The 20,307-nt window shown below is 70.3% G+C and carries 17 protein-coding genes and 3 tRNA genes; 9 read left to right on the top strand and 11 right to left on the bottom strand.

The window, feature by feature from the left end; genetic code table 11:
- Positions 1-93: 93 nt before the first annotated feature.
- The 4 genes from purD to CES90_RS40620 all read left to right on the top strand — a co-directional run bounded on the left by purD (position 94) and on the right by CES90_RS40620 (position 6,467).
- Positions 94-1,347 carry a phosphoribosylamine--glycine ligase gene (gene purD / locus CES90_RS40635; protein ID WP_189781034.1) on the top strand — a complete coding sequence of 418 codons (1,254 nt, stop codon included), beginning with the start codon at positions 94-96 and terminating at the stop codon, positions 1,345-1,347.
- A 362-nt stretch (positions 1,348-1,709) separates the two neighbouring features.
- Positions 1,710-3,683, top strand: a complete 1,974-nt coding sequence (locus tag CES90_RS40630; protein ID WP_189781118.1) for a hypothetical protein — start codon at positions 1,710-1,712, stop codon at positions 3,681-3,683.
- A 307-nt stretch (positions 3,684-3,990) separates the two neighbouring features.
- Positions 3,991-5,481, top strand: a complete 1,491-nt coding sequence (locus tag CES90_RS40625) for a N,N-dimethylformamidase beta subunit family domain-containing protein (RefSeq protein ID WP_189781119.1) — start codon at positions 3,991-3,993, stop codon at positions 5,479-5,481.
- 86 nt (positions 5,482-5,567) lie between these two features.
- On the top strand, positions 5,568-6,467 hold the full coding sequence (locus tag CES90_RS40620; RefSeq protein WP_189781035.1) for a phosphoribosylaminoimidazolesuccinocarboxamide synthase: 900 nt from the start codon (positions 5,568-5,570) through the stop codon (positions 6,465-6,467).
- 107 nt (positions 6,468-6,574) lie between these two features.
- Here CES90_RS40620 and CES90_RS40615 read toward each other — a convergent pair.
- The 8 genes from CES90_RS40615 to CES90_RS40580 form a co-directional block, all read right to left on the bottom strand.
- Positions 6,575-6,650, bottom strand: a tRNA-Gly gene (locus CES90_RS40615).
- A gap of 23 nt (positions 6,651-6,673) precedes the next feature.
- A complete protein-coding gene (locus tag CES90_RS40610) occupies positions 6,674-7,306 on the bottom strand; it encodes a response regulator transcription factor (protein ID WP_189781036.1) in 633 nt (210 codons plus the stop codon).
- On the bottom strand, positions 7,303-8,577 hold the full coding sequence (locus CES90_RS40605) for a sensor histidine kinase (protein WP_189781037.1): 1,275 nt from the start codon (positions 8,575-8,577) through the stop codon (positions 7,303-7,305). Before CES90_RS40605 ends, CES90_RS40610 begins: the two co-directional genes overlap by 4 nt.
- Positions 8,578-8,590: 13 nt before the next feature.
- The gene (locus CES90_RS40600; protein ID WP_189781038.1) at positions 8,591-9,418 is read right to left on the bottom strand and encodes an ABC transporter permease; all 828 of its coding nucleotides are present in this window, start codon (positions 9,416-9,418) and stop codon (positions 8,591-8,593) included.
- Positions 9,415-10,419, bottom strand: coding sequence for an ABC transporter ATP-binding protein (locus CES90_RS40595; protein ID WP_189781039.1), 1,005 nt, complete (start codon positions 10,417-10,419; stop codon positions 9,415-9,417). Before CES90_RS40595 ends, CES90_RS40600 begins: the two co-directional genes overlap by 4 nt.
- Before the next feature lie 153 nt (positions 10,420-10,572).
- A tRNA-Gly gene (locus tag CES90_RS40590) sits at positions 10,573-10,645 on the bottom strand.
- A 78-nt stretch (positions 10,646-10,723) separates the two neighbouring features.
- A tRNA-Gly gene (locus CES90_RS40585) sits at positions 10,724-10,795 on the bottom strand.
- Between the two features lie 136 nt (positions 10,796-10,931).
- Positions 10,932-11,249, bottom strand: coding sequence for a histone-like nucleoid-structuring protein Lsr2 (locus CES90_RS40580; RefSeq protein ID WP_189781040.1), 318 nt, complete (start codon positions 11,247-11,249; stop codon positions 10,932-10,934).
- A 342-nt stretch (positions 11,250-11,591) separates the two neighbouring features.
- Here CES90_RS40580 and purS point away from each other — a divergent pair, with 342 nt between their 5' ends.
- The 3 genes from purS to purL are packed head-to-tail and all read left to right on the top strand — an operon-like array spanning position 11,592 to position 14,787.
- The gene (gene purS / locus CES90_RS40575) at positions 11,592-11,855 is read left to right on the top strand and encodes a phosphoribosylformylglycinamidine synthase subunit PurS (protein ID WP_055514060.1); all 264 of its coding nucleotides are present in this window, start codon (positions 11,592-11,594) and stop codon (positions 11,853-11,855) included.
- A complete protein-coding gene (gene purQ / locus CES90_RS40570) occupies positions 11,852-12,532 on the top strand; it encodes a phosphoribosylformylglycinamidine synthase subunit PurQ (RefSeq protein WP_189781041.1) in 681 nt (226 codons plus the stop codon). Before purS ends, purQ begins: the two co-directional genes overlap by 4 nt.
- On the top strand, positions 12,529-14,787 hold the full coding sequence (gene purL, locus CES90_RS40565; protein ID WP_189781042.1) for a phosphoribosylformylglycinamidine synthase subunit PurL: 2,259 nt from the start codon (positions 12,529-12,531) through the stop codon (positions 14,785-14,787). Before purQ ends, purL begins: the two co-directional genes overlap by 4 nt.
- 87 nt (positions 14,788-14,874) lie before the next feature.
- On the opposite strand, the gene CES90_RS40560 is transcribed toward purL, so the two are convergent.
- The 3 genes from CES90_RS40560 to CES90_RS40550 form a co-directional block, all read right to left on the bottom strand.
- Positions 14,875-15,438 (bottom strand): L,D-transpeptidase family protein, encoded by a 564-nt coding sequence (locus tag CES90_RS40560; protein WP_189781043.1) that lies wholly within the window; start codon positions 15,436-15,438, stop codon positions 14,875-14,877.
- A 49-nt stretch (positions 15,439-15,487) separates the two neighbouring features.
- Positions 15,488-16,540 (bottom strand): ArsR/SmtB family transcription factor, encoded by a 1,053-nt coding sequence (locus CES90_RS40555; RefSeq protein ID WP_189781044.1) that lies wholly within the window; start codon positions 16,538-16,540, stop codon positions 15,488-15,490.
- Between the two features lie 253 nt (positions 16,541-16,793).
- Positions 16,794-18,419, bottom strand: a complete 1,626-nt coding sequence (locus CES90_RS40550) for a substrate-binding domain-containing protein (protein ID WP_189781045.1) — start codon at positions 18,417-18,419, stop codon at positions 16,794-16,796.
- A gap of 164 nt (positions 18,420-18,583) precedes the next feature.
- Here CES90_RS40550 and CES90_RS40545 point away from each other — a divergent pair, with 164 nt between their 5' ends.
- Positions 18,584-19,381, top strand: a complete 798-nt coding sequence (locus tag CES90_RS40545) for a maleylpyruvate isomerase family mycothiol-dependent enzyme (RefSeq protein WP_189781046.1) — start codon at positions 18,584-18,586, stop codon at positions 19,379-19,381.
- 57 nt (positions 19,382-19,438) lie between these two features.
- Entirely contained in the window at positions 19,439-20,272 is an 834-nt protein-coding gene (locus CES90_RS40540; protein ID WP_189781120.1) for an META domain-containing protein, read from the top strand.
- Positions 20,273-20,307: the final 35 nt, after the last annotated feature.

Here is a 20,307-nt window from a genome sequence, read left to right as displayed (position 1 = left end):
ACGCCGTCTTTCGTGCGATCCCACAAATCCCCGCCGTCCCACTCCTCGGAAGCCCGCACAAAGCCACCCCGTCCCGCCGGTTAGGCTGGCCCCGTGAAGGTCCTCGTCATTGGTAGCGGTGCTCGTGAGCACGCGCTGTGCCGTTCCCTGTCCCTCGACTCCGACGTCTCCGCGCTCCACTGCGCGCCCGGCAACGCGGGCATCGCGGAGGTGGCCGAGCTGCACTCGGTCGACGCGCTGGACGGCGCCGCCGTGGCCGCGCTGGCCACCCGGCTGGAAGCCGACCTGGTGGTCGTGGGCCCGGAGGCCCCGCTGGTCGCAGGCGTCGCCGACGCCGTGCGTGAGGCGGGCATCCCGGTGTTCGGGCCGTCCGGGGAGGCCGCGCAGCTGGAGGGGTCCAAGGCCTTCGCCAAGGAGGTCATGGCCGGAGCGGGCGTGCCCACCGCGCGCTCGTACGTGTGTACGACCCCTGAGGAGATCGACGAGGCCCTGGACGCGTTCGGCGCCCCGTACGTCGTGAAGGACGACGGGCTGGCGGCCGGCAAGGGCGTCGTCGTGACGCCGGACCTCGCCAAGGCCCGTGAGCACGCGCTCGCCTGCGGCCGGGTCGTCATCGAGGAGTTCCTGGACGGCCCCGAGGTCTCCCTCTTCGCGATCACCGACGGCGAGACCGTCCTCCCGCTCCAGCCCGCCCAGGACTTCAAGCGCGCCCTCGACGGCGACGAGGGCCCCAACACCGGCGGCATGGGCGCCTACTCGCCGCTGCCGTGGGCCGACCCGAAGCTGGTCGACGAGGTGTTGCGGACCGTGCTGCAGCCCACCGTCGACGAGATGCGGCGCCGGGGCACCCCCTTCTCCGGCCTGCTCTACGCGGGCCTCGCGATCACCAGCCGTGGTGTGCGGGTCATCGAGTTCAACGCCCGGTTCGGCGACCCGGAGACCCAGGTCGTCCTCGCCCGCCTGAAGACCCCGCTGGCCGGTGTCCTGCTCGCCGCGGCCAACGGCACCCTCGCCGACCTCGAACCCCTCCGCTGGAGCGACGACGCGGCCGTCACCGTGGTCGTGGCCTCGCACAACTACCCCGGCACGCCGCGCACCGGCGACCCCATCACCGGGCTCGACGAGGTGGCCGCCGTGGACGCCCCGCACGCGTACGTCCTGCACGCCGGCACCAAGCGCGACGGCGACGACATCGTCAGCGCCGGTGGCCGCGTCCTGTCCGTCACGGCCACCGGCAAGGACCTCACCCAGGCCCGCGACCGCGCGTACACCGCCGTCGCCCGCATCAACCTCGACGGCTCCCAGCACCGTACGGACATCGCGGCGAAGGCGGCAGCCGGGGCGTGACCATCTGCGTGACCATCTGAACGGATACGACCCTCAGGCCTCGGAATCCCTCGGAGACCCAGGAATCCCCTGGAAATCCCGACGGAATCCGGGGCCCGATCCTTTCCCAGTGTCATGCACCTTTCCCCAAAGCCATTCCATCGAGTGAGCGATGGTCCATCCGGCTGACGAGGGTCGAAGCCCCAACTATGGTGCGGCGCAGGGGTTCCGGCACTTGGCCCATCGGCATTGCGATGTCAGTGGTGGGTGCCACAGTGGGGGAGTGAGCAACACCAGGGCATTCGGCGGCGACCACCGTGACGGACAAGGTCGCGGAGCGCGCCGCACGGGACAGCAGGGGGTGACGTCGGGTCGTGACCGGTATGGCTGGTGGTGAGGAGGCGGGCGCGCAGGCCGCGCGTTCCCGGGCTCTCGCCGTGCTGCGCGTGCGCGGCAGGGCGCTGGCCCTGGCCCTGCTGCCCGCGGCCCTCGCCGTGGTCCTGCAGGCCGGCGATTCCACCGGTCATCTCACCGGCCCGGGCTGGTCCACGGCGCGCTGGGCCGTCTCCGCCATCGCCGTCCTCGTCCTGCTCGCCGCCGCCGGCATCGCCCTCGTCGTCGCCCGCGCCCGGCCCGCCGTCAGCCCCACCGTGTCGATCACCGAGGAGGCCGCGCCCGACCTCTACCGCCTGGTCCGGGACCTCGCCGACCGCCTCGACGTCCCGGCGCCCTCCGCGATAGCCCTCACCCCCGACTGCGACAGCTGGCTGGAGGACCGCACCCACCCGTCCCACTCCCCGCCGACCACGAGCCCACCGGCGTCCTCGACCTCCCCCTCCGCGTCCGCCTCCGGAGACGAGATGGCGGGCGCCCGCGGGCTGTCGGCCGGGCTGCCGTCCGGCCTGTCGTCGGGCCCACGCCACCGCGCGCACGCCGCACCCGTGCTGGTCATCGGCTCGCCGTTCCTGTGGTGGATGCGGGTGGGCGAGCTGCGGGCGGTGCTGGCACCGGTCGTCGCGGGTACGGGACCGTCGGCGCACCCGGACATAGCAGCGGCCCGCCGTTTCGTACGAGGGCTGGACGCGGCCGTGGCCGTCACCTCTGCACCGACCCACGGCCCCCTGGTCGGTACGGTGCTGGCCGGGGCCGGCTGGGTGACCCGGCTGTTGCTGCGCGGCTGCCGGGGCCACGCGGCCGAGATGGAGCGGGGTGTGGCCGCCGCCGCGGCCGAGCGTGCACAGGCTGTGGATTACGGTCTGCGGATCGTCGCCCAGGAGCAGGTGGGCCTGGCCTACGCGGGGTGGGACCGCCTCCTCACCCGGGTCGCACTGCCCGCGTGGCGGATGGGCCGCTGGCCGTCCCGTCTCGACGCGGGCGTCGTCGCCGCGCTCACGGAGCTGTCCCGCCGCGACCGCCTCGCCGAGGGCTTCGCCTCCCGGCTCGGCGAGCGCCCCGCCTGCGATCTGCTGGAAGAGCCCGGCGCGGTCGACGAGGCCGCCTCCCTCCTCGCCGCCCGACTCTTCCACGGCGGCCCCGCCGAGCCCGGCCCGGACTGGGCCCCGGTGGACTGGCACGAGTATCCGGACGAGGTCGTCGACCGCAAGTGGCGCACCGACGCGGCCCGCCTCCACCGTGTTCTGGACGCGCTCGGCGTCCGCCACGCGACAGCCACGGGCCCGCACGCCACCGGCCCGGCGGCCCCCAACGGCACCGGCCCGGCGGCCCCCACGGGCCCGACCCTGGCACGGGTACTGGACCACCTGACGGCCTCGGCGGCAGCCGAGTCAACCAATGGCCCACACGCCGCTACCGGCCCCGACTCGGTCCCCGGCCCGGACGACCTCGCCCTGGAGGCCGACCCCACGCGCCAAGGCATATCCGCCCCCGGCGGCGACCACCGCGGCCGCAGCCCTGACGAAGACGACGACGAACCCGCCCTCGCCCACGCCCAGTCCGCCGCGCTCGCTGCGGGGCTGACCGCCGAGTTGGCGCGGGAGGAGGCCTCGGCCCCGGCCGCCGTATCGACCGGACCCGGCGGAGCCGAACCGCAGGGTCCGGACCGGGGCTTGTGGGACGACGGCCTGCTGCCGCTGTTCCCGATGCAACCGCCCCGCACCGGCCGCGAACTCCTGACCGAGCACGTCACCGCGATGGTCTGCTGCGCCGCGATGGACACGGCCGGCGCGACCCCCGGCCTCGACTGGCTGGACGGCCCCTCTCTCCTCGTCAACGGCGAACGGGCCGCCGACCTCACCCCCCGAGTCCTCACCCTCGTGGAGGAGGGCGACCCCACCCCCCTCCGCGACTGGCTCCGCCACCTCGGCGTCCGCCCGGAAAAACCGGTCCGTCTCGTCTGATCCCAACTCCCCGCCCCGAGCCAGCTGTTCCATTCTCATCAATTCGCGACGAACGGTGACGGAGCGCGTGCGTAATGTGATGTGCTGGGACCGATCGCGCACATAGCAAGGGCTTGCAAGGGCTCACGGGGGACGAGGGAGGGGAGAACTCATGGGCTCGGACCGCTCGAAACAGCCGGACCACACGGACCAGACGGACCACACGGACCACACGGACCATGGGGCCCACGAGGACCAAGCAGACTCTTCCTGCCCTTACGACCCTTCCAACGGCCCTTGCGACCCTTCCGACCACTCGACCCCCCGCATCCCCCGCTGGGAATCAGGTGCCCTCGCCCACGCCGTCACCGACCCCTTCGGCCAGGGCCCTGTCCCGTGGCTACGAGGCGCCGTGACGTATTTCGACGACACGGGCCAGGTCGTCCCCTGGTACGTGGACCTGGACCAAGCCCCATCCGAGCCCCGGGTCAAGGCCAGCGGCCCGCGCGTCCCGGCTCCGCGCACCCCGGCGGGCCCGCGCTCCGCGGACGACGTGCGCCGCCAGATCAAAGGGTTCACGGCGACCGGCGCCGCCGCGCCCGGCGAGTCCATCGACTTCCACATCACGGTGGACCCACCCCAGGAATTCGGCGTCGACATCTACCGCATCGGCCACTACGGCGGCGACGGCGCCGCGAAGATCACCACCAGCCCCCGCCTCTCCGGCATCGTCCAGCCGCCGCCGCTCACCGCCGACCGCACGGTCTCCTGCCACCACTGGTGGCTGTCCTGGCGCCTGCAGATCCCGAGCTACTGGAACGTCGGCGCATACGTGGCGGTCCTCACCACCGCCGACGGCCACCGCTCCCACGTGCCGTTCACCATCCGCGACGACCGCCCCGCCGACCTGCTGCTCCTGCTCCCGGACATCACCTGGCAGGCGTACAACCTGTACCCGGAGGACGGCCGCACGGGCGCCAGCCTCTACCACGCCTGGGACGACGAGGGCCGTCTCCTCGGCGAGTCCGACGCCGCGACGACCGTCTCCTTCGACCGCCCGTACGCCGGCGCAGGCCTCCCCCTCCACGTCGGCCACGCCTACGACTTCATTCGCTGGGCCGAGCGCTACGGCTACGACCTCGCCTACGCCGACGCCCGTGACCTGCACTCCGGCCGCGTCGACCCCACCCGCTACCGAGGGCTGGTCTTCCCGGGCCACGACGAGTACTGGTCGGCGCCGATGCGCCGCACCGCCGAGCTCGCCCGCGACACCGGCACCTCACTCGTCTTCCTCTCCTCCAACACCATGTACTGGCAGGTGGAGCTGAGCCCGTCCCCGTCCGGTGCCCCCGACCGGCTGCTCACCTGCCGAAAACGCCGGGGCCCCGGAAAACCCGTACTGTGGCGCGAAATCGACCGCCCCGAGCAGCAGTTGATGGGCATCCAGTACGAGGGCCGGGTCCCCGACCCCCACCCCCTGGTCGTGCGCAACGCCGACCACTGGCTCTGGGACGCGACCGGCGCCCATGAGAACGACGAGCTGGAGGGCATGGTCGCCGGCGAGGCCGACCGTTACTTCCCCCGCACCCCGCTCCCCGAGCACCAGGGCCGCATCCTCCTCGCCCACTCCCCCTACCGGGACACCCACGGTGTCGTCCGCCACCAGGAGACCTCCCTCTACCGGGCCCCCTCCGGCGCCTTGGTCTTCGCATCCGGAACATTCGCCTGGTCCCCGGCCCTGGACCGCCCCGGCCACGTGGACACGCGTGTCCAACGAGCCACGGCGAACCTCCTGGACCGCATCTGCAAACGAGACTGACCGACACCCGCCCTGCCCCCTGACCAAGACCGGCCCTCCCCATGCGGGACAATCGAGCCACTTGGACATCACCACGGGGAGGAACCGTGTCCGGATTCGTAGAAAAGCCCGAGCCGATTCAGGTTCCGGGCCTGGTGCATCTGCACACCGGCAAGGTGCGCGACCTGTACCAGAACGAGGCGGGCGACCTCGTGATGGTCGCCAGCGATCGAACGTCCGCGTTCGACTGGGTGCTGCCGACGGAGATCCCCGACAAGGGGCGCGTCCTCACGCAGCTTTCCCTCTGGTGGTTCGACCAGCTCGCCGACCTGGTCCCGAACCACGTCCTGAGCACAGACCTCCCGCCGGGCGCCCCCGCCGACTGGGCGGGCCGCACCCTCGTCTGCAAGTCCTTGCGGATGGTCCCCGTGGAGGCGGTCGCCCGCGGCTATCTCACCGGCTCGGGCCTGCTGGAGTACAACGAGTCGCGTACGGTCTGCGGCCTCGCCCTCCCCGAGGGCCTGGTCGACGGCTCGGAACTCCCCGCGCCGATCTTCACGCCGGCCACGAAGGCCGCCGTAGGCGAGCACGACGAGAACGTGTCGTACGAGGAGGTCGCCCGCCAGGTCGGCGCGGAGACCGCCGCCCAGCTGCGCCAGACGACCCTCGCGGTGTACAGCAGGGCGCGTGACATCGCCCGAGACCGGGGCATCATCCTCGCCGACACCAAGTTCGAGTTCGGCTACGAGGACGACACCCTCGTCCTCGCCGACGAGGTCCTCACCCCCGACTCCTCCCGCTTCTGGCCGGCCGACCAGTGGGAGCCGGGCCATGCCCAGCCGTCCTTCGACAAGCAGTTCGTACGCGACTGGCTGACCTCCACCGCCTCCGGCTGGGACCGCAAGAGTGAGCAGCCCCCGCCGCCGCTCCCCGAGGAGATCATCGCCGCGACCCGCGCGAAGTACGTGGAGGCGTACGAGCGACTGACCGGCACGACCTGGTCGTAACGCGAAAAGCCCCGGTGAGAAAGGCCCCGGTGAGAAAGGCCCCCGGTGAGAACCGGGGGCAAGCGGGCCCACGACAAAGCCCCCGGCCGGAACCGGGGGCTTCGATCTGGAGCGGACGACGAGGCTCGAACTCGCGACCTCAACCTTGGCAAGGTTGCGCTCTACCAACTGAGCTACGTCCGCAGTGCGCCGTGGCGCGAGAGCAACTATACCCAACCTCGCTCCCGTGCGAGCCGCACTGCCGCATGACGGTTCTCCACGCCGAGCTTGGACACGGCCGAGGAGAGATAGTTCCGTACGGTCCCCTGAGACAGCGCGGCCCGCTCGGCGATCTCCGCGACGGGGGCCCCGTCGGCGGCGAACTCCAGCACCTCGGCCTCCCGCGAGGTGAGCGGCGAGTCCCCGGAGGAGATCGCGTCGGCGGCCAACTCCGGGTCGACGTAACGGTTTCCCGCGTGCACGGTCCGGATGATCTCCGCGAGCCGCTGCGCGCTGACGGTCTTGGGCACGAACCCGCGCACACCCGCCTCAAGCGCCCGCTTCAGATGCCCCGGCCGCCCGTGACCGGTGACGATCAGCACCCGGCAGGCCGGCAGTTCGGCGCGCAGCGATGTGGCCACCCTCACACCGTCCGCCCCCGGCATCTGCAGATCCAGCACCGCCACATCCGGCTCATGCGCCCGAGCCATGGCCAGCGCCTCCGGCCCACTGGCCGCCTCCGCGACGACCACCAGGTCATCCTCCAACGCCAGCAACGCGGCCAGCGCCCCCCGGATCAGATGCTCATCATCGGCAAGCAACAACCGCACGGGCCGCACGGCCTCGGGTACGGCGGTCATGAGGCGACCCCTCGTACGACGTCCGCGCCCCGCGCGACCTTGGTGCCCTCCGCGCCCGCCGGCCCCGCGCCCGCCGAGGTCAACGGCACCGTGGCCACCACCCGGAACGCGTCCCCGTCCACCGGCCCCGCCTGCAGGGTCCCGTCCACGATCGCCAGCCGCTCCCGCAGCCCGGCGAGCCCGGATCCGGCGCCCCGCACCTCACCGTTCTCCATGTCGTTCTCCAAGGTCAGCACCACCTGCCCCGCCGTCACCCGCAAGCTCACCGCACACTGCCCGGCGTTCCCGTGCCGCAGCACGTTCGTCGTCCCCTCCCGCACCACCCAGGCGAGCGCGGACTGCACCTCCCCCGGCAGTTCCGCCGTGTCGTCGCCGTCGACCGAGCAGTCGATGCCGGCCGCCTCCAACACCCCTTGCGCACCGGCGAGTTCGACCCCAAGATCGGCCTCGCGGTACCCCCGTACGACATCCCGCACCTCGCGCTGCGACTCCTGCGCGATCCGCTGGACCTCGACCATCTGCTCGACGGCCTCGGGCCGCTCCCGGCGGGCCAGCTGGACGGCCAGCTCGCTCTTGAGCGCGATCACCGCGAGGTTGCGGCCGATCACATCGTGCAGGTCGCGCCCGAAGCGGAGCCGCTCCTCGGCGACGGCGAGCCGGGCCCGGGTCTCGCGGGCGGCGTCGAGTTCGTAGACGGCCTTGAGGAGCCATACGGAGAAGACCGAGGTGAAGGCGAAGAACGAGGTGCCGAGCAGCACGGCGATCGCCGCGGCCAGCGCGTTGGTCGCTTCGGCGCCCAGGAGGAGGCCCAGGACGCCGGAGCCCGCCGCGAAGCCCGTGATCAGGTACAGCGCGGTCCGACGCCGACGGATGCCGAGCGTGATCATCCCGACGCCGAAGACCAGCACACCCCCGAACACCGCGCCCAGCGCGGTGGCCGCCTCGTCGTCGACCCCGCGTGTGACCAGTACAAATGCGGCGACCCCGATCAACATGCTGACCACTCCGACCGCCCACATCAGCCGGAGGGGCTGTTCGCGGGTGCCGCGCACCCAGTCGAGCGCCCGCGCTCCGGTCAGTGAGCCGAGTACGCCGTGTCCGCACATCAGCGCGAACATCCAGCTCGCCTGCGGCAGCGGTACCTGCCCGAAGAGCGGCACCCCGAACGAGCCGACCTCGATCAACGGGAAGGAGTGGAACGACCACCGCGTGTACGTCTCCACCTTCGCCGGTGTGCTCTTCCCCCGCCACCAGGCCCCCGGCCCCCGCATGGCCCAACTCCCCTCATCGGCGCGGCTCCCAACGGAACCACCGTCGTACAGCAAACACCGCGAGCACGGTCCAGGCCAGCGCGGTGGCGACGGCGCCGAGGGCCTCGTACGCCGACAGGTCACCGGTCCAGCCGCCGCGCACCAGCGTGATCACAGGGCTGAGCGGCAGCAGTTCGCAGACGGAGGCCACGCGGTCGGGCAGTACTTCGAGCGGCACGGTCACGCCCGAGCCGAGCACCGACACGAACATCAACGGCAGCGAGGTCACCTGGGCGCTCTCGGCCGTACGACTGAACCCGGCCGTGACCGCCGCCAGGGCGACACACATCACGATCCCCAACAGCACGCCCAGCACGGCGAGATGGGGCGCGGGCGGGGCCCCGACGTCGAGCAGGACCGCGCAGCCGATCGAGACGACCACGCACTGCGCGAACCCGATGCCGACGGCGGGCAGCGCGGCGCCGACCAGGATCTCCGGGTCGCGCAGCTCTCCGGTCCGCAGCCGTTTCAGGACGAGTTCCTCACGGCGTACGACGTAGATGTTGGTCAGCGCGGCGTAGATGGCGAACAGCAGCGCGAAGCCGACGGCGGCGGGAAGGATGACCGTCCCGACGCTCAGTCCCACCTTCTCCAGGTCCATCTGATCCGTCGCCGACCGGACACTGAGCGGCAGCAGCAGCGGCACGAGCAGCGCCGTGACCAGCGTGGCCCGGCTGCGCCCCAGCAGCGTCAGCTCGGCTCGGGCGAGGGCGGTCATACGGCTCTTGACGGTGGTCGTACCGGCCGGGGCGACCGAAGCCGTGCCCGTGCCCGTGCCCGTGGTCGTAGTCGTCGTACTCATGCGGCCACCTCGTCCTTACGGCCCGTTTCCCTACGCCCGGCCCCGGCGGCCGCCGTCTCCCGTGCGATCCGCAGAAACGCCTCCTCCAGCGAGGCCGACCGCACCTCGAGGCGTCCCAGTTCGACCCGGGCCCGCTCGGCCCACACCAGCAGTCCGGTGGCGGCCCGCTGGAGCTCGTTCGTGCGCAGCACCACTGTGCGGCCGTCGACCTCGTGCCCCGTGACGCCCATTTCGCCCAGCGGGGGCAGGTCGCCGAGGAAGTACCCGTCGGGCAGGTCGAAGGAGATCCGGGACGGCTGGGAGGCGGTCACCTCGGCCGGGGTACCGGTCGCGGCGACGCCGCCCTCGTGGAGGATGGCGAGCCGGTCGGCGAGGTCCTCCGCCTCTTCCAGGTAGTGCGTGGTCAGCAGCACGGTCGTACCCCCGTCGCGCAACTCCCGTACCAGCTCCCATGTGTCCCGGCGGCCCTCCGCGTCGAGCCCGGTCGTCGGCTCGTCCAGGAAGAGGACCTCCGGCCGTCCGAGCAGCGCGAGCGCCAGGTCCAGGCGCCGCTTCTCACCCCCGGACAGCTGCTTGACCCGTACGCCGGCCCGCCGCCCGAGCCCGACGAACTCCAGCGCCTCCCCCACTGGCCGGGCCCCACTGGTGCAGCCGGCCCACATCCGTACCGTCTCCGCGACGGTCAGCTCGGAGGGGAAGCCACCCTCTTGGAGCATCACGCCGATCCGGGGGCGTACGGCCGCGCGCTCCCGGTAGGGGTCGTGCCCGAGGACCCGCACGTGTCCGCCGGACGGCGGTGCGAGACCCTCCAACAGCTCGACCGTCGATGTCTTGCCCGCGCCATTGGTGCCCAGGAGCGCGAAGAGTTCTCCCCGTCCGACGGAGAACGTGATTCCCCGTACGGCCTCGAAACCGCCCCCGTACACGCGCCGCAGGTCGGTGACCTCGATCACGTTCTCGTGATCGTGAGTGTTCACGCCTTCGTGCCCGTTCGTTTTCATGCCTTCAGCGTCTCGGCGGTACGGGCCGGGGAGCAGTGCGCGGTGTCATCACTCGGCATGACAAATGTCAGGGCGGGAGCCGCAGGAACCCCTTGCGTAGCAATGGCAACACGAAGAAGGCCCCGGTCCAGTGGACCGGGGCCTTCTTTCCAGAGCGGACGACGAGGCTCGAACTCGCGACCTCAACCTTGGCAAGGTTGCGCTCTACCAACTGAGCTACGTCCGCATTGCATCCGATCGGCTCCCACCGATCGGCGCGGAGACCACTTTACCTGATCCGGAAGGATGCTCGGTAAGCGATCAGAGCGGGTGACAGGAATTGCACACTGCGCCTTCCCCCTGGAAGGGGGATGTTCTGCTACTGAACTACACCCGCGTGACTCCGTTGAGCTGGGCCTTTCGACCTTGCCCCTCGGCGTGCTCCAGACTCTAGCTGACCGGGAGGGGTGCAGCGCAAGTCGGTTCCTCCGAGGGGCGGGTGACCGGTCGTCGGCCCTTGGCTCACCGGGGACTCACTGCGCCTCGGCGAACGCCTCGTAGACCTTCTTCGGGATTCGGCCGCGCGCGGGGACCTCCATCTTGTTGGCCTGTGCCCAGGCGCGGACCGCCGCCGGGTCCGGGGCGACCTGGGTCTGCTTGTACGCCTTGCCCGACTTCGACCGCTTGCGGCCGGCCTCCACGTAGGGCGCGAGCGCCTTGCGCAGTTTCTTGGCATTGGCTTCGTTCAGGTCGATCTCGTACGACTTGCCGTCGAGTCCGAAGGCGATCGTCTCCGCCGCTTCCGAGCCGTCGATGTCGTCGGAGAGAGTGACCACGACACGCTGCGCCACGAATATCGGTCCCTTCGTGCGACATCTCTCCGTTGACGTGCCCTTACGTCCCGGGGATGTCGGTTGTCCGGCTGTTATTTGGGCAAAGTATCGGCTATTGCCAATTCATTTGTACAGGGCCCGGCAATGCAAAGTGAAGACCAGACTTAATCCGTCCGTGTGTCCTTCGCGCAATAGGGTGCGGGGATCTTTCCCTGAACTTTTCGCGAAGAGGATCACTTGATACCGGATCGTGACCGCCATCACGCGGATTCTCTGTAGATTCCTACGAATCTACTCGCGTAGAAATTTTGTGCGGGTAGTCTGAAGGAACCTGCTCAGCACCACACACCGGGAGTGCCAGTGGCACGCGTCGTAGTCGACGTCATGCTCAAGCCGGAGATCCTCGACCCCCAGGGCCAGGCGGTGCAGCGCGCGCTGCCGCGCCTCGGTTTCGAGGGTGTCTCCGACGTACGTCAGGGAAAGCGATTCGAACTGGAAGTGGATGGACCGGTGGACGACGCCGCGCTCGCCCGCATCCATGAGCTGGCGGAATCCTTCCTCGCCAACACCGTGATCGAGGACTTCACCGTGAAGGTGGAGGAAGTCGTGGAGGCAGGAAAGTGACCGCTCGTATTGGCGTCGTCACTTTTCCGGGCAGCCTCGACGACCGGGACACGCAGCGCGCGATCAGGCTCGCCGGTGCGGAACCCGTCGCGCTCTGGCACAAGGACAAGGACCTCAAGCAGGTCGACGCCGTGGTGCTGCCCGGTGGTTTCAGTTACGGCGACTATCTGCGCGCCGGTGCCATCTCCCGCTTCTCGCCGGTGATGGAGACGGTCATCGAGCAGGCGAAGGCCGGACTGCCGGTCCTCGGTATCTGCAACGGCTTCCAGATCCTCACGGAGGCCCACCTCCTCCCGGGCGGGATGCTCGGCAACGACCACCTCCACTTCATCTGCCGCGACCAGAAGCTGCGGGTGGAGAACGCGGAGACCTCCTGGACCGCCGACTACGAGGCCGGCCAGGAGATCCACATCCCGCTGAAGAACATGGACGGCCGGTACGTCGCCGACCAGTACACGCTGGACAAGCTGGAGGCCGAGGGCCGGGTCGCGTTCCGGTACCTGGACTTCAACCCCAACGGCTCGCTCAACGACATCGCCGGCATCACCAACGAGGCGGGCAACGTCGTCGGTCTGATGCCGCACCCGGAGCACGCCGTGGAGCCGCTCGTCGGCACCGGCCGCACCGACGGCCTCCCCTTCTTCACCTCGATCCTCAAGAAGCTGGTCAACGTATGAGCCGGACGCCTCTGGACACGGTCGAGCACGCGGCCGAGACCCCCGACGTCGAGCTGCCCTGGGCCGAACTCGGCCTGAAGAAGGACGAGTACGAGAGGGTCGTCGAGATCCTCGGCCGCCGGCCCACCGGTGCCGAGCTCGCCATGTACTCCGTCATGTGGTCCGAGCACTGCTCGTACAAGTCCTCGAAGGTCCACCTGCGCCAGTTCGGTGAGAAGGCGCCGCAGAGCGATGCGCTGCTGGTGGGCATCGGTGAGAACGCGGGCGTGGTGGACGTCGGCCAGGGTTACGCCGTGACCTTCAAGGTCGAGTCCCACAACCACCCCTCCTACGTCGAGCCGTACCAGGGCGCGGCCACGGGTGTCGGCGGCATCGTCCGCGACATCATCGCGATGGGCGCGCGCCCGGTCGCCGTGGTCGACCCCCTGCGCTTCGGCGCGGCGGACCACCCGGACACCAAGCGCGTCCTGCCGGGCGTCGTCGCCGGCATCGGCGGCTACGGCAACTGCCTGGGCCTGCCCAACATCGGCGGCGAGGTCGTCTTCGACTCCTGCTACCAGGGGAACCCGCTGGTCAACGCCGGTGCCATCGGCGTCATGCGGCACGAGGACATCCACCTCGCGAAGGCCTCCGGCGCGGGTAACAAGGTCATCCTCTACGGGGCCCGTACGGGCGGCGACGGCATCGGCGGCGCGTCCATCCTGGCCTCCGAGACCTTCGACGACGCCAAGCCCTCCAAGCGTCCGGCCGTCCAGGTCGGCGACCCCTTCCAGGAGAAGCTCCTCATCGAGTGCACCCTGGAGGCGTTCAAGGAGAAGCTGGTCGTCGGCATCCAGGACCTGGGTGCGGCCGGCCTGTCGTGTGCCACGTCCGAACTGGCCTCGAACGGCTCCGGCGGCATGCGCGTCACCCTCGACGACGTACCCCTCCGCGACTCCACGCTCTCGCCCGAGGAGATCCTCATGAGCGAGTCGCAGGAACGCATGTGCGCGGTGGTGGAGCCGGAGAAGGTCGACCGGTTCCTGGAGATCTGCGCGAAGTGGGACGTCATCGCCACGGTCATCGGTGAGGTGACCGACGGTGACCGCCTGGAGATCTACTGGCACGGCGGCAAGATCGTCGACGTCGACCCGCGGACCGTGGCTCACGAGGGCCCGGTCTACGAGCGCCCGTACGCCCGCCCGTCCTGGCAGGACGAGCTGCAGGCGGACGACGCGAACAAGCTGCCCCGCCCGGAGACGTCCGAGGAGCTGAAGGACCAGGTCCTGAAGCTGGTGGCGTCCCCCAACCAGGCCTCCAAGTCCTGGATCACCTCCCAGTACGACCACTTCGTGCAGGGCAACACGGTTCTCGCGCAGCCCGAGGACTCGGGCATGATCCGCGTCGACGAATCGACCGGCCTGGGTGTCGCCATCGCGACGGACGGCAACGGCCGCTACGCCAAGCTCGACCCGTACGCGGGCGCGCAGCTGGCGCTGGCGGAGGCGTACCGGAACGTGGCGACGACCGGCGCCAAGCCGCTCGCCGTCTCCGACTGCCTGAACTTCGGTTCCCCCGAGGACCCGGCGGTGATGTGGCAGTTCGCGGAGGCCGTACGCGGTCTCGCGGACGCCTGCCAGCAGCTGGGCACCCCGGTGACCGGCGGCAACGTGTCGCTGTACAACCAGACGGGCGAGGTGGCGATCCACCCCACCCCGGTGGTGGCGGTCCTGGGTGTCATCGACGACGTCGCTCGCCGCACGCCGGTCGCCTTCCAGGAGGAGGGGCAGCTGCTCTATCTCCTCGGCGACACGCGTGAGGAGTTCGGCGGTTCGGCCTGGTCGCAGGTTGTCCACGATCACCTGGGCGGGCTGCCCCCGCAGGTCGACCTGGAGCGCGAGCGTCTCCTCGCCGAGATCCTCATCTCCGCCTCCCGTGACGGCATGATCGACTCCGCGCACGACCTGTCCGACGGCGGCCTCATCCAGGCGGTCGTCGAGTCGGCCCTGCTGGGCGGCAAGGGCGCGCGTCTGATCGTCCCGGACGGTCTGGACGCGTTCACCTTCCTGCTGTCGGAGTCCGCGGGCCGCGCCGTCGTCGCCGTGCCGCGCTCCGAGGAGGTCCGCTTCAACGACATGTGCGGCGCGAGGGGCCTGCCCGTCACCCGTATCGGTGTCGTGGACGGTGACTCGGTGGATGTCCAGGGCGAGTTCACGCTGACGCTGGACGAGCTGCGCGAGGCGCACGAGGGCACCATCCCGGCGCTGCTGGCGTAAAGCCCGGTCGTACGACGGCGAAGGCCGCCGCTCCAGGTATCCCTCGTGTGCCTGGGGCGGCGGCCTCGCGTCATGTGGGGTGCGGGGTCAGCTGACGACCTTGAGCGTGCGGGGGAAGCCGACGCTCTTGGCTGTCTTGTAGACGCTCCGGATGTCCGACGGCTTCAGCTTGATGCAGCCGGCCGACTTGTAGTCGCTGTTGCCGTCCCAGCGCGTGGCCTCGGTGTTGCCCGCGTTGCCGTCCTTCTTCATCTCGCTGTGGATGAAGAGTTCGTTGCGCAGGGTGCCGCCGGGCTTGCACCTCTTGTCGGACAGCTGGAAGGCGTAGCCCTTGATGAGGGACCCGTTGTAGTTGGTGTTGTACCGCTTGATCTCGTACGTGCCGTTCGGCAGCCAGCCCTTGTTCTTCGCGCAGCTGTCCGTGGTGGTCCCCGAACCGGCCCGCCACGAGGCGACCTTCTTCGCGGGCTTGTTGGGCTGCGTCTTGACCAGAATGAGACGTGAGTCAGTGTTCGTCTTCTTGTCGAACACGAAGTGGTACTTGATCGCCTGAGCCCCGCTGGGCGCCGCCTGGGCGGGCGTCAGCCCGGCGATGAACCCGCCGAGCGCGAGAACGCCGCCCGCGACGGCAACTCGCTTGCTGATACGCATAGTTGCTCCTCCCGTTTTGTCTGCCTTGTGTAGATCCGTGCTGTTCCGCTCAGCACGACGTAACGGTCTCAGCGGCCGTGGAGGAGGGGCCATGACTTTCGACGCGCCTCAAAAGACCCTGCTCACCCCGGTCGGAGCCGAGCAGTGCCGCGCCGGTCGGGGTGAGGGTGTGCAGCATGGTGTTGGCGTTGCGGTGGCTGGTGACGAGGCCCGCGTCGCGCAGCACGGTCGTGTGGTGGGTGGCAGTGGCGGGCGAGATCCCCAGGATGCGGGCCAGCTCCGAGGTGGTGGCCCCGCAGGCGAGGGTGCGCAGTACGGCCGCCCTGGTTCGACCGAGCAGCGTGGCCAGGGGCGCGTCGTCGGCCGGGCGCTGGGGCGTGGGCGCCGGTGTGTGGTGCAGCGGGTAGACGAGGACTGGGGGCAGGTTCGGGTCGGCGAGTGAGGTCGGTGTGCGCCAGCAGAAGTACGAGGGGAGGAGGCGCAGCCCGCGTCCGTCGAGGTGCAGGTCGCGGTCGTCGCGGTAGTCGACCTCCAGTACCGGGGGCCGCCAGCGGATTCCGGGGGCGAGGCCGGTGAGCAGGCCGTCGACCCCGCCGTCGAGGAACGCGCGGGTGCGCAGGGCGCGTTCGTTGTCGACCCGGGCCTGGATGGTGTCGAGGTGCGGGGCGAGCACCGCCTCGTAGTAGGCGCGGAGGACCGCGGTGAACTCCCCACGGGACTTCGGCTCCGCGAGCCGGGTGACCCACGCGGGCGCTCCGACGACTCGACGGAGGGTCTCCGTCTCGTCCCGCACCCGGGCGGGCGGTGTGTCGAGGACGGCCGACAGGCCCTCGTCCAGGCCCCCGTCCCCCGCGTGCGGAGTCAGGAAGTCGGGGAAGTAGACCGCGCGTGGCAGTACGGGCATCAACAGCTTCTTCACCGCCGTACCCAGCGGGGTGCCGGCCAGCGCGGGCCGGGCGTCGTGGAACCAGTGGGCGTAGGCCCGGCGTCCTGTCCTGCTCTGCAGGCGGTGCAGGCTGTGTGTGATCTCCCAGAGTGGGTCGGGGCCCGCCGCTACGCGCAGCCGGGCCAGGTCCTCCGGTCCGAAGTGAATACGTAACACGCCGAACGTCCCCCGTTCGTCCCGTGCCGTGTGCCTGTGCTGTGGGCCGGCCCCCGTGGCCGGCCATGCACGCGACACCTGTTTCAGGACAGATCCTGTGGGTCACGACAGGGCGGACCAAAGCGGCGCGACAGGTGCATGGGGTTCGTTTCGGGCGTGTTGTGGAGGTTGCCGCGCCGAGTGTGGATGCCCTGGGGTGAGTGTGGTTTTCCTACGCCCGCACCCCCGCCCGGTGAAGGCGTAGCCCAAGGCCTCAGCACCTCATCGCGTCATCCCTGGAGCCCTCCACCTCCCGGCACGGCAGGAACCCCTGGCCCTCCAACAGCTTCGACACGCCCCGACTACGGAGGAAGCCGAGGAAGTTGCGGGGCAGGCCGGTCGCGCCGGGCTGGGTGTAGAGGACCTCGGAGGCCCAGAACCTGTAGTTGCCGTTGAGGACGTTCTCCGTGGTGGGGGCCGTGCTGTTGATCGGTACGGTCCGCACCTTGGGGAAGAAGGGGAGGGCGTCGGCCTCGGCGTACCCGATGGCGTTCGGGGTGCGGTTGACGTAGTCGAGCAGTTCCAGCGTGGAGCGGACCCAGCAGATCCGGGACGGGTTCTCGTTGCCGGTGTCCTCCCCTCCAGGGGCGGGGCGGGGGCAGGCGTCGGCGCCGGGCAGGGCGGGGACGGGGCCGAGTACCCGGTCCTCGAAGACGTTACGGGTACCCGAGCTGTTGGAGCGGATCACCGCCACGGGGGTCTCGGTGAAGCGGCCGTCGTCGTCGCTGACCGTGCCTCCGGAGAAGATCTGCCGGAGCTGCGGCTGGGTAAGGCCCTTCTCCCAGAGGGACTCGCCGTTGGTGAGGTCCTTGCCGAGCGATTCGTTGGCCACGACCGTGAAGACGAGGACGCCGACCCGGTGGGCGTCGTAGCCCTGCTCCGGTTTCTGACCGGCCACGGTGTCCGCCATGGCAATGATCTCGTCGGCGGGATGCGCCTCCAGTGCCCGCAGCCCCTCCTCGCTGCCGGTCGCCGACAGCACCACCTTGGTTCCGGGGCACTGCACCTCGTACGCCTCTTTGACCTGGTAGGCGAGCGGCGAGAACGCGGTCGAGCCCGTCAGGGTGAGGGTGCCGGGGGAACAGGTCGCGCGGAGTTCCAGGCTCTTCTGGTTGGCGTACACACCGGTGCCGACGCTGAGGGAAGCCACGAGGAGGATGACGATGGCGGTGGCGAGTCTGCGTCCGGCGCGCCCGACGCTCCGCTTGATGCGGCCGCCCCTCAGCTTGCCGGCGTGGGTGGTCTTGGGGGGCTTGCCCGCGGTGCCGTCGCTCTCGTCGTCCTCCTCCAGCAGGACCAGCTGCCGGAAGTGCTCATGCTTGTTGAGGGTGAACTGCGGCAGGGTTATCGAGTCGGTCGGCCGGGCCGTGCTCTGCCGTGTCGTGGTCTGCCGCTGGTCGCCGCCACCGTCGCCGTCGGCCTGCTCGGGCGTGACGGCGGCGCGTACGAAGGGGCGCAGGGCCGTCTCCAGTGGCTCCTCGGCGTCGCGCACCTTGAAGTGGACGACCTTCCTGCCCTCGAACCGGAAGCTCAGCGGGGCGGCGAAGTGCTCCTTCTCCAGCGTCTGCACCCCGGAGTTGCGCACCTCCAGGATGACCAGGCTGCCCTCGCTGATCTGCCGACCCTGCCAGTGGATCTCCCACATGCCGGGCGGTGGCTGGCTGTTGATGTGCTTGTTGATGGGGCCGTTGTAGACCTCGCTCCAACTGATCCGCCGCCACCCCTGGTACTTGTCCAGCCAGTACGCCGCGAGGCTCGCGGCCAGGGCGCACACCAGGACCCCCGCCCACATCTGCCCGTTGCTGAGCCCGTTGAAGAAGTCGGCGACCGTCTCGAGCACCTCTCGCCCCCTGATCGAGCATGCGTCCCAAGAGGAACGAATGGTCGACAGAAAAGGCTTACTCCGGCCACGTGCCCCTGACCTCCCCATGAACAGACTGAGCCGATCACGTGACAGTCTGTGCATGCCTGCCCTGAGTTCGTCGCCGGGCTACGCTCGCCCTCATGCCCCCGGCCAAGAAGCGCCCCCGTACCTACGACCCCGCCAAGACCCGCAAGGCCGTACTGGCCCAGTTCGGGAACGTACGAGACGCAGTCCGCACCCTCACCCCCGAGCAGCTCACGGATCCCACGCGCCTCGGTGACTGGACCGTGCGGGAACTGGCCGCGCATATCGCCATGGCCGTCGAGAGCGTCAGCCGGACCATCGACCTGGAGCCACCCGCGAAGGCCGAACTCTCCCTGTTCGACTGGCCGTTCGCGACCGCCGCTCTGGCAGCCGCGGGCGCCGACCTGGGCCGGGACTTCGCCCGCGAGCACCCTGACCTCGATGCGCTGTACGCCCGCACCGAGCAGCGGCTGACCGAGCGGCTGGCCGCCACCCCGGGCGAGCGGCTGCTCGCCACCCGTCCCGGCTTCATGACCCTGGCCGACTACCTGGTCACACGGACCGTCGAACTGGCCGTCCACACCGACGACCTGAACGCCGCCGTGCCGGGCCTCGACATCCCGTACGACCGTCAGGCCCTCGCCGCCTGCACCCGCCTGCTCGCGGACGCGCTCGCCGTGCGGGCGCCCGGCGCGGCCACGGAGGTGCGGATCCCGCCGTACGCCGTCGTGCAGTGCGTGGAGGGGCCGAGGCACACCCGGGGCACCCCGCCCAACGTCGTCGAGACCGACCCGCTGACCTGGCTCCGCCTCGCCACCGGCCGCCTGGACTGGGCCTTTGCCCTGGACGAGGCGAAGGTCAGCGCGAGCGGCGAACGGGCCGACCTCGGCGGGCTGCTCCCTCTCATGGGCTGAGCACCGGGCGCGAGAAGACCGGTGGAACCGCCCACGCACCCCACCCGTCCCACCGGCATGGACAAGCTGCGACTGACCCGCACCGCCCTCCCGGTGGCGGCCCTGACCCTGTTTCCGCTCCTCGTGGCCTGCGGCACCGAGTCGGCCGGCGACTCCGGCAGCGGCACCGTCGGCTCGGGTACGAACACGACGAAGTCGTCCGTCACCGGCGTCCGCTGGGCCGTGGACAGCCTCACCGTCGACGGCAGGACCGCCCAGGCCCCCGACGGCGCCTACCTGAAGATCGACGACAAGGGCGAGGTCGAGGGCAACTACGGCTGCAACACCTTCGGCAGCACCGCCACCTTCAAGGACGACGGCATCGACTTCGAGGTCGCCCGGTCCACCGAGATCGCCTGCGGGGACGTCTCGATGAAGTTCGAGGAGACCTTCGCCCGCGCACTCGACACCGGGACTTTCACCCCCGAGAAGACCAACGGCAAGCTCACCCTCAGCACCACCGAGGGCGACACCGTGAAGCTCAGCGAGGAGAAGCCCGCGGAGCTGTACGGCACCAAGTGGCAGGTCGAGTCGCTCCTCGACCACGACGTCGCCTCCTCGCTCCCCGAGGGCGCCGACGGCAAGGCCTGGTTCACGCTCGACGAGAAGGCCGGGACGATTCAAGGCAGCGCCGGGTGCAACGAGGTCTCGGCGAAGGCAACCGTGAGCGACGGGAAGATCACCCTCGGTCCGCCGCGCACCACCCGACGGATGTGCTCCGACTCACTCATGGCCGTCGAACGGAGCGTCCTGGAGCTCTTCAAGGGCACGGTGGAGTATCGAGTCGATCACCGCAGCATCACGCTGACCAGCGGAAACAACACGGGTATCGCCGCCGTCGCCGACAAGTGACATGCGACGTCCCGCAGTCGGGGACCGGGTCGGGC

The sequence above is a fragment of the Streptomyces capitiformicae genome (assembly GCF_002214185.1).
GTDB lineage: Bacteria > Actinomycetota > Actinomycetes > Streptomycetales > Streptomycetaceae > Streptomyces > Streptomyces capitiformicae.
Note: the sequence above shows the minus strand (reverse complement) of the source record. Positions and strands in the feature narration are given on the sequence as shown.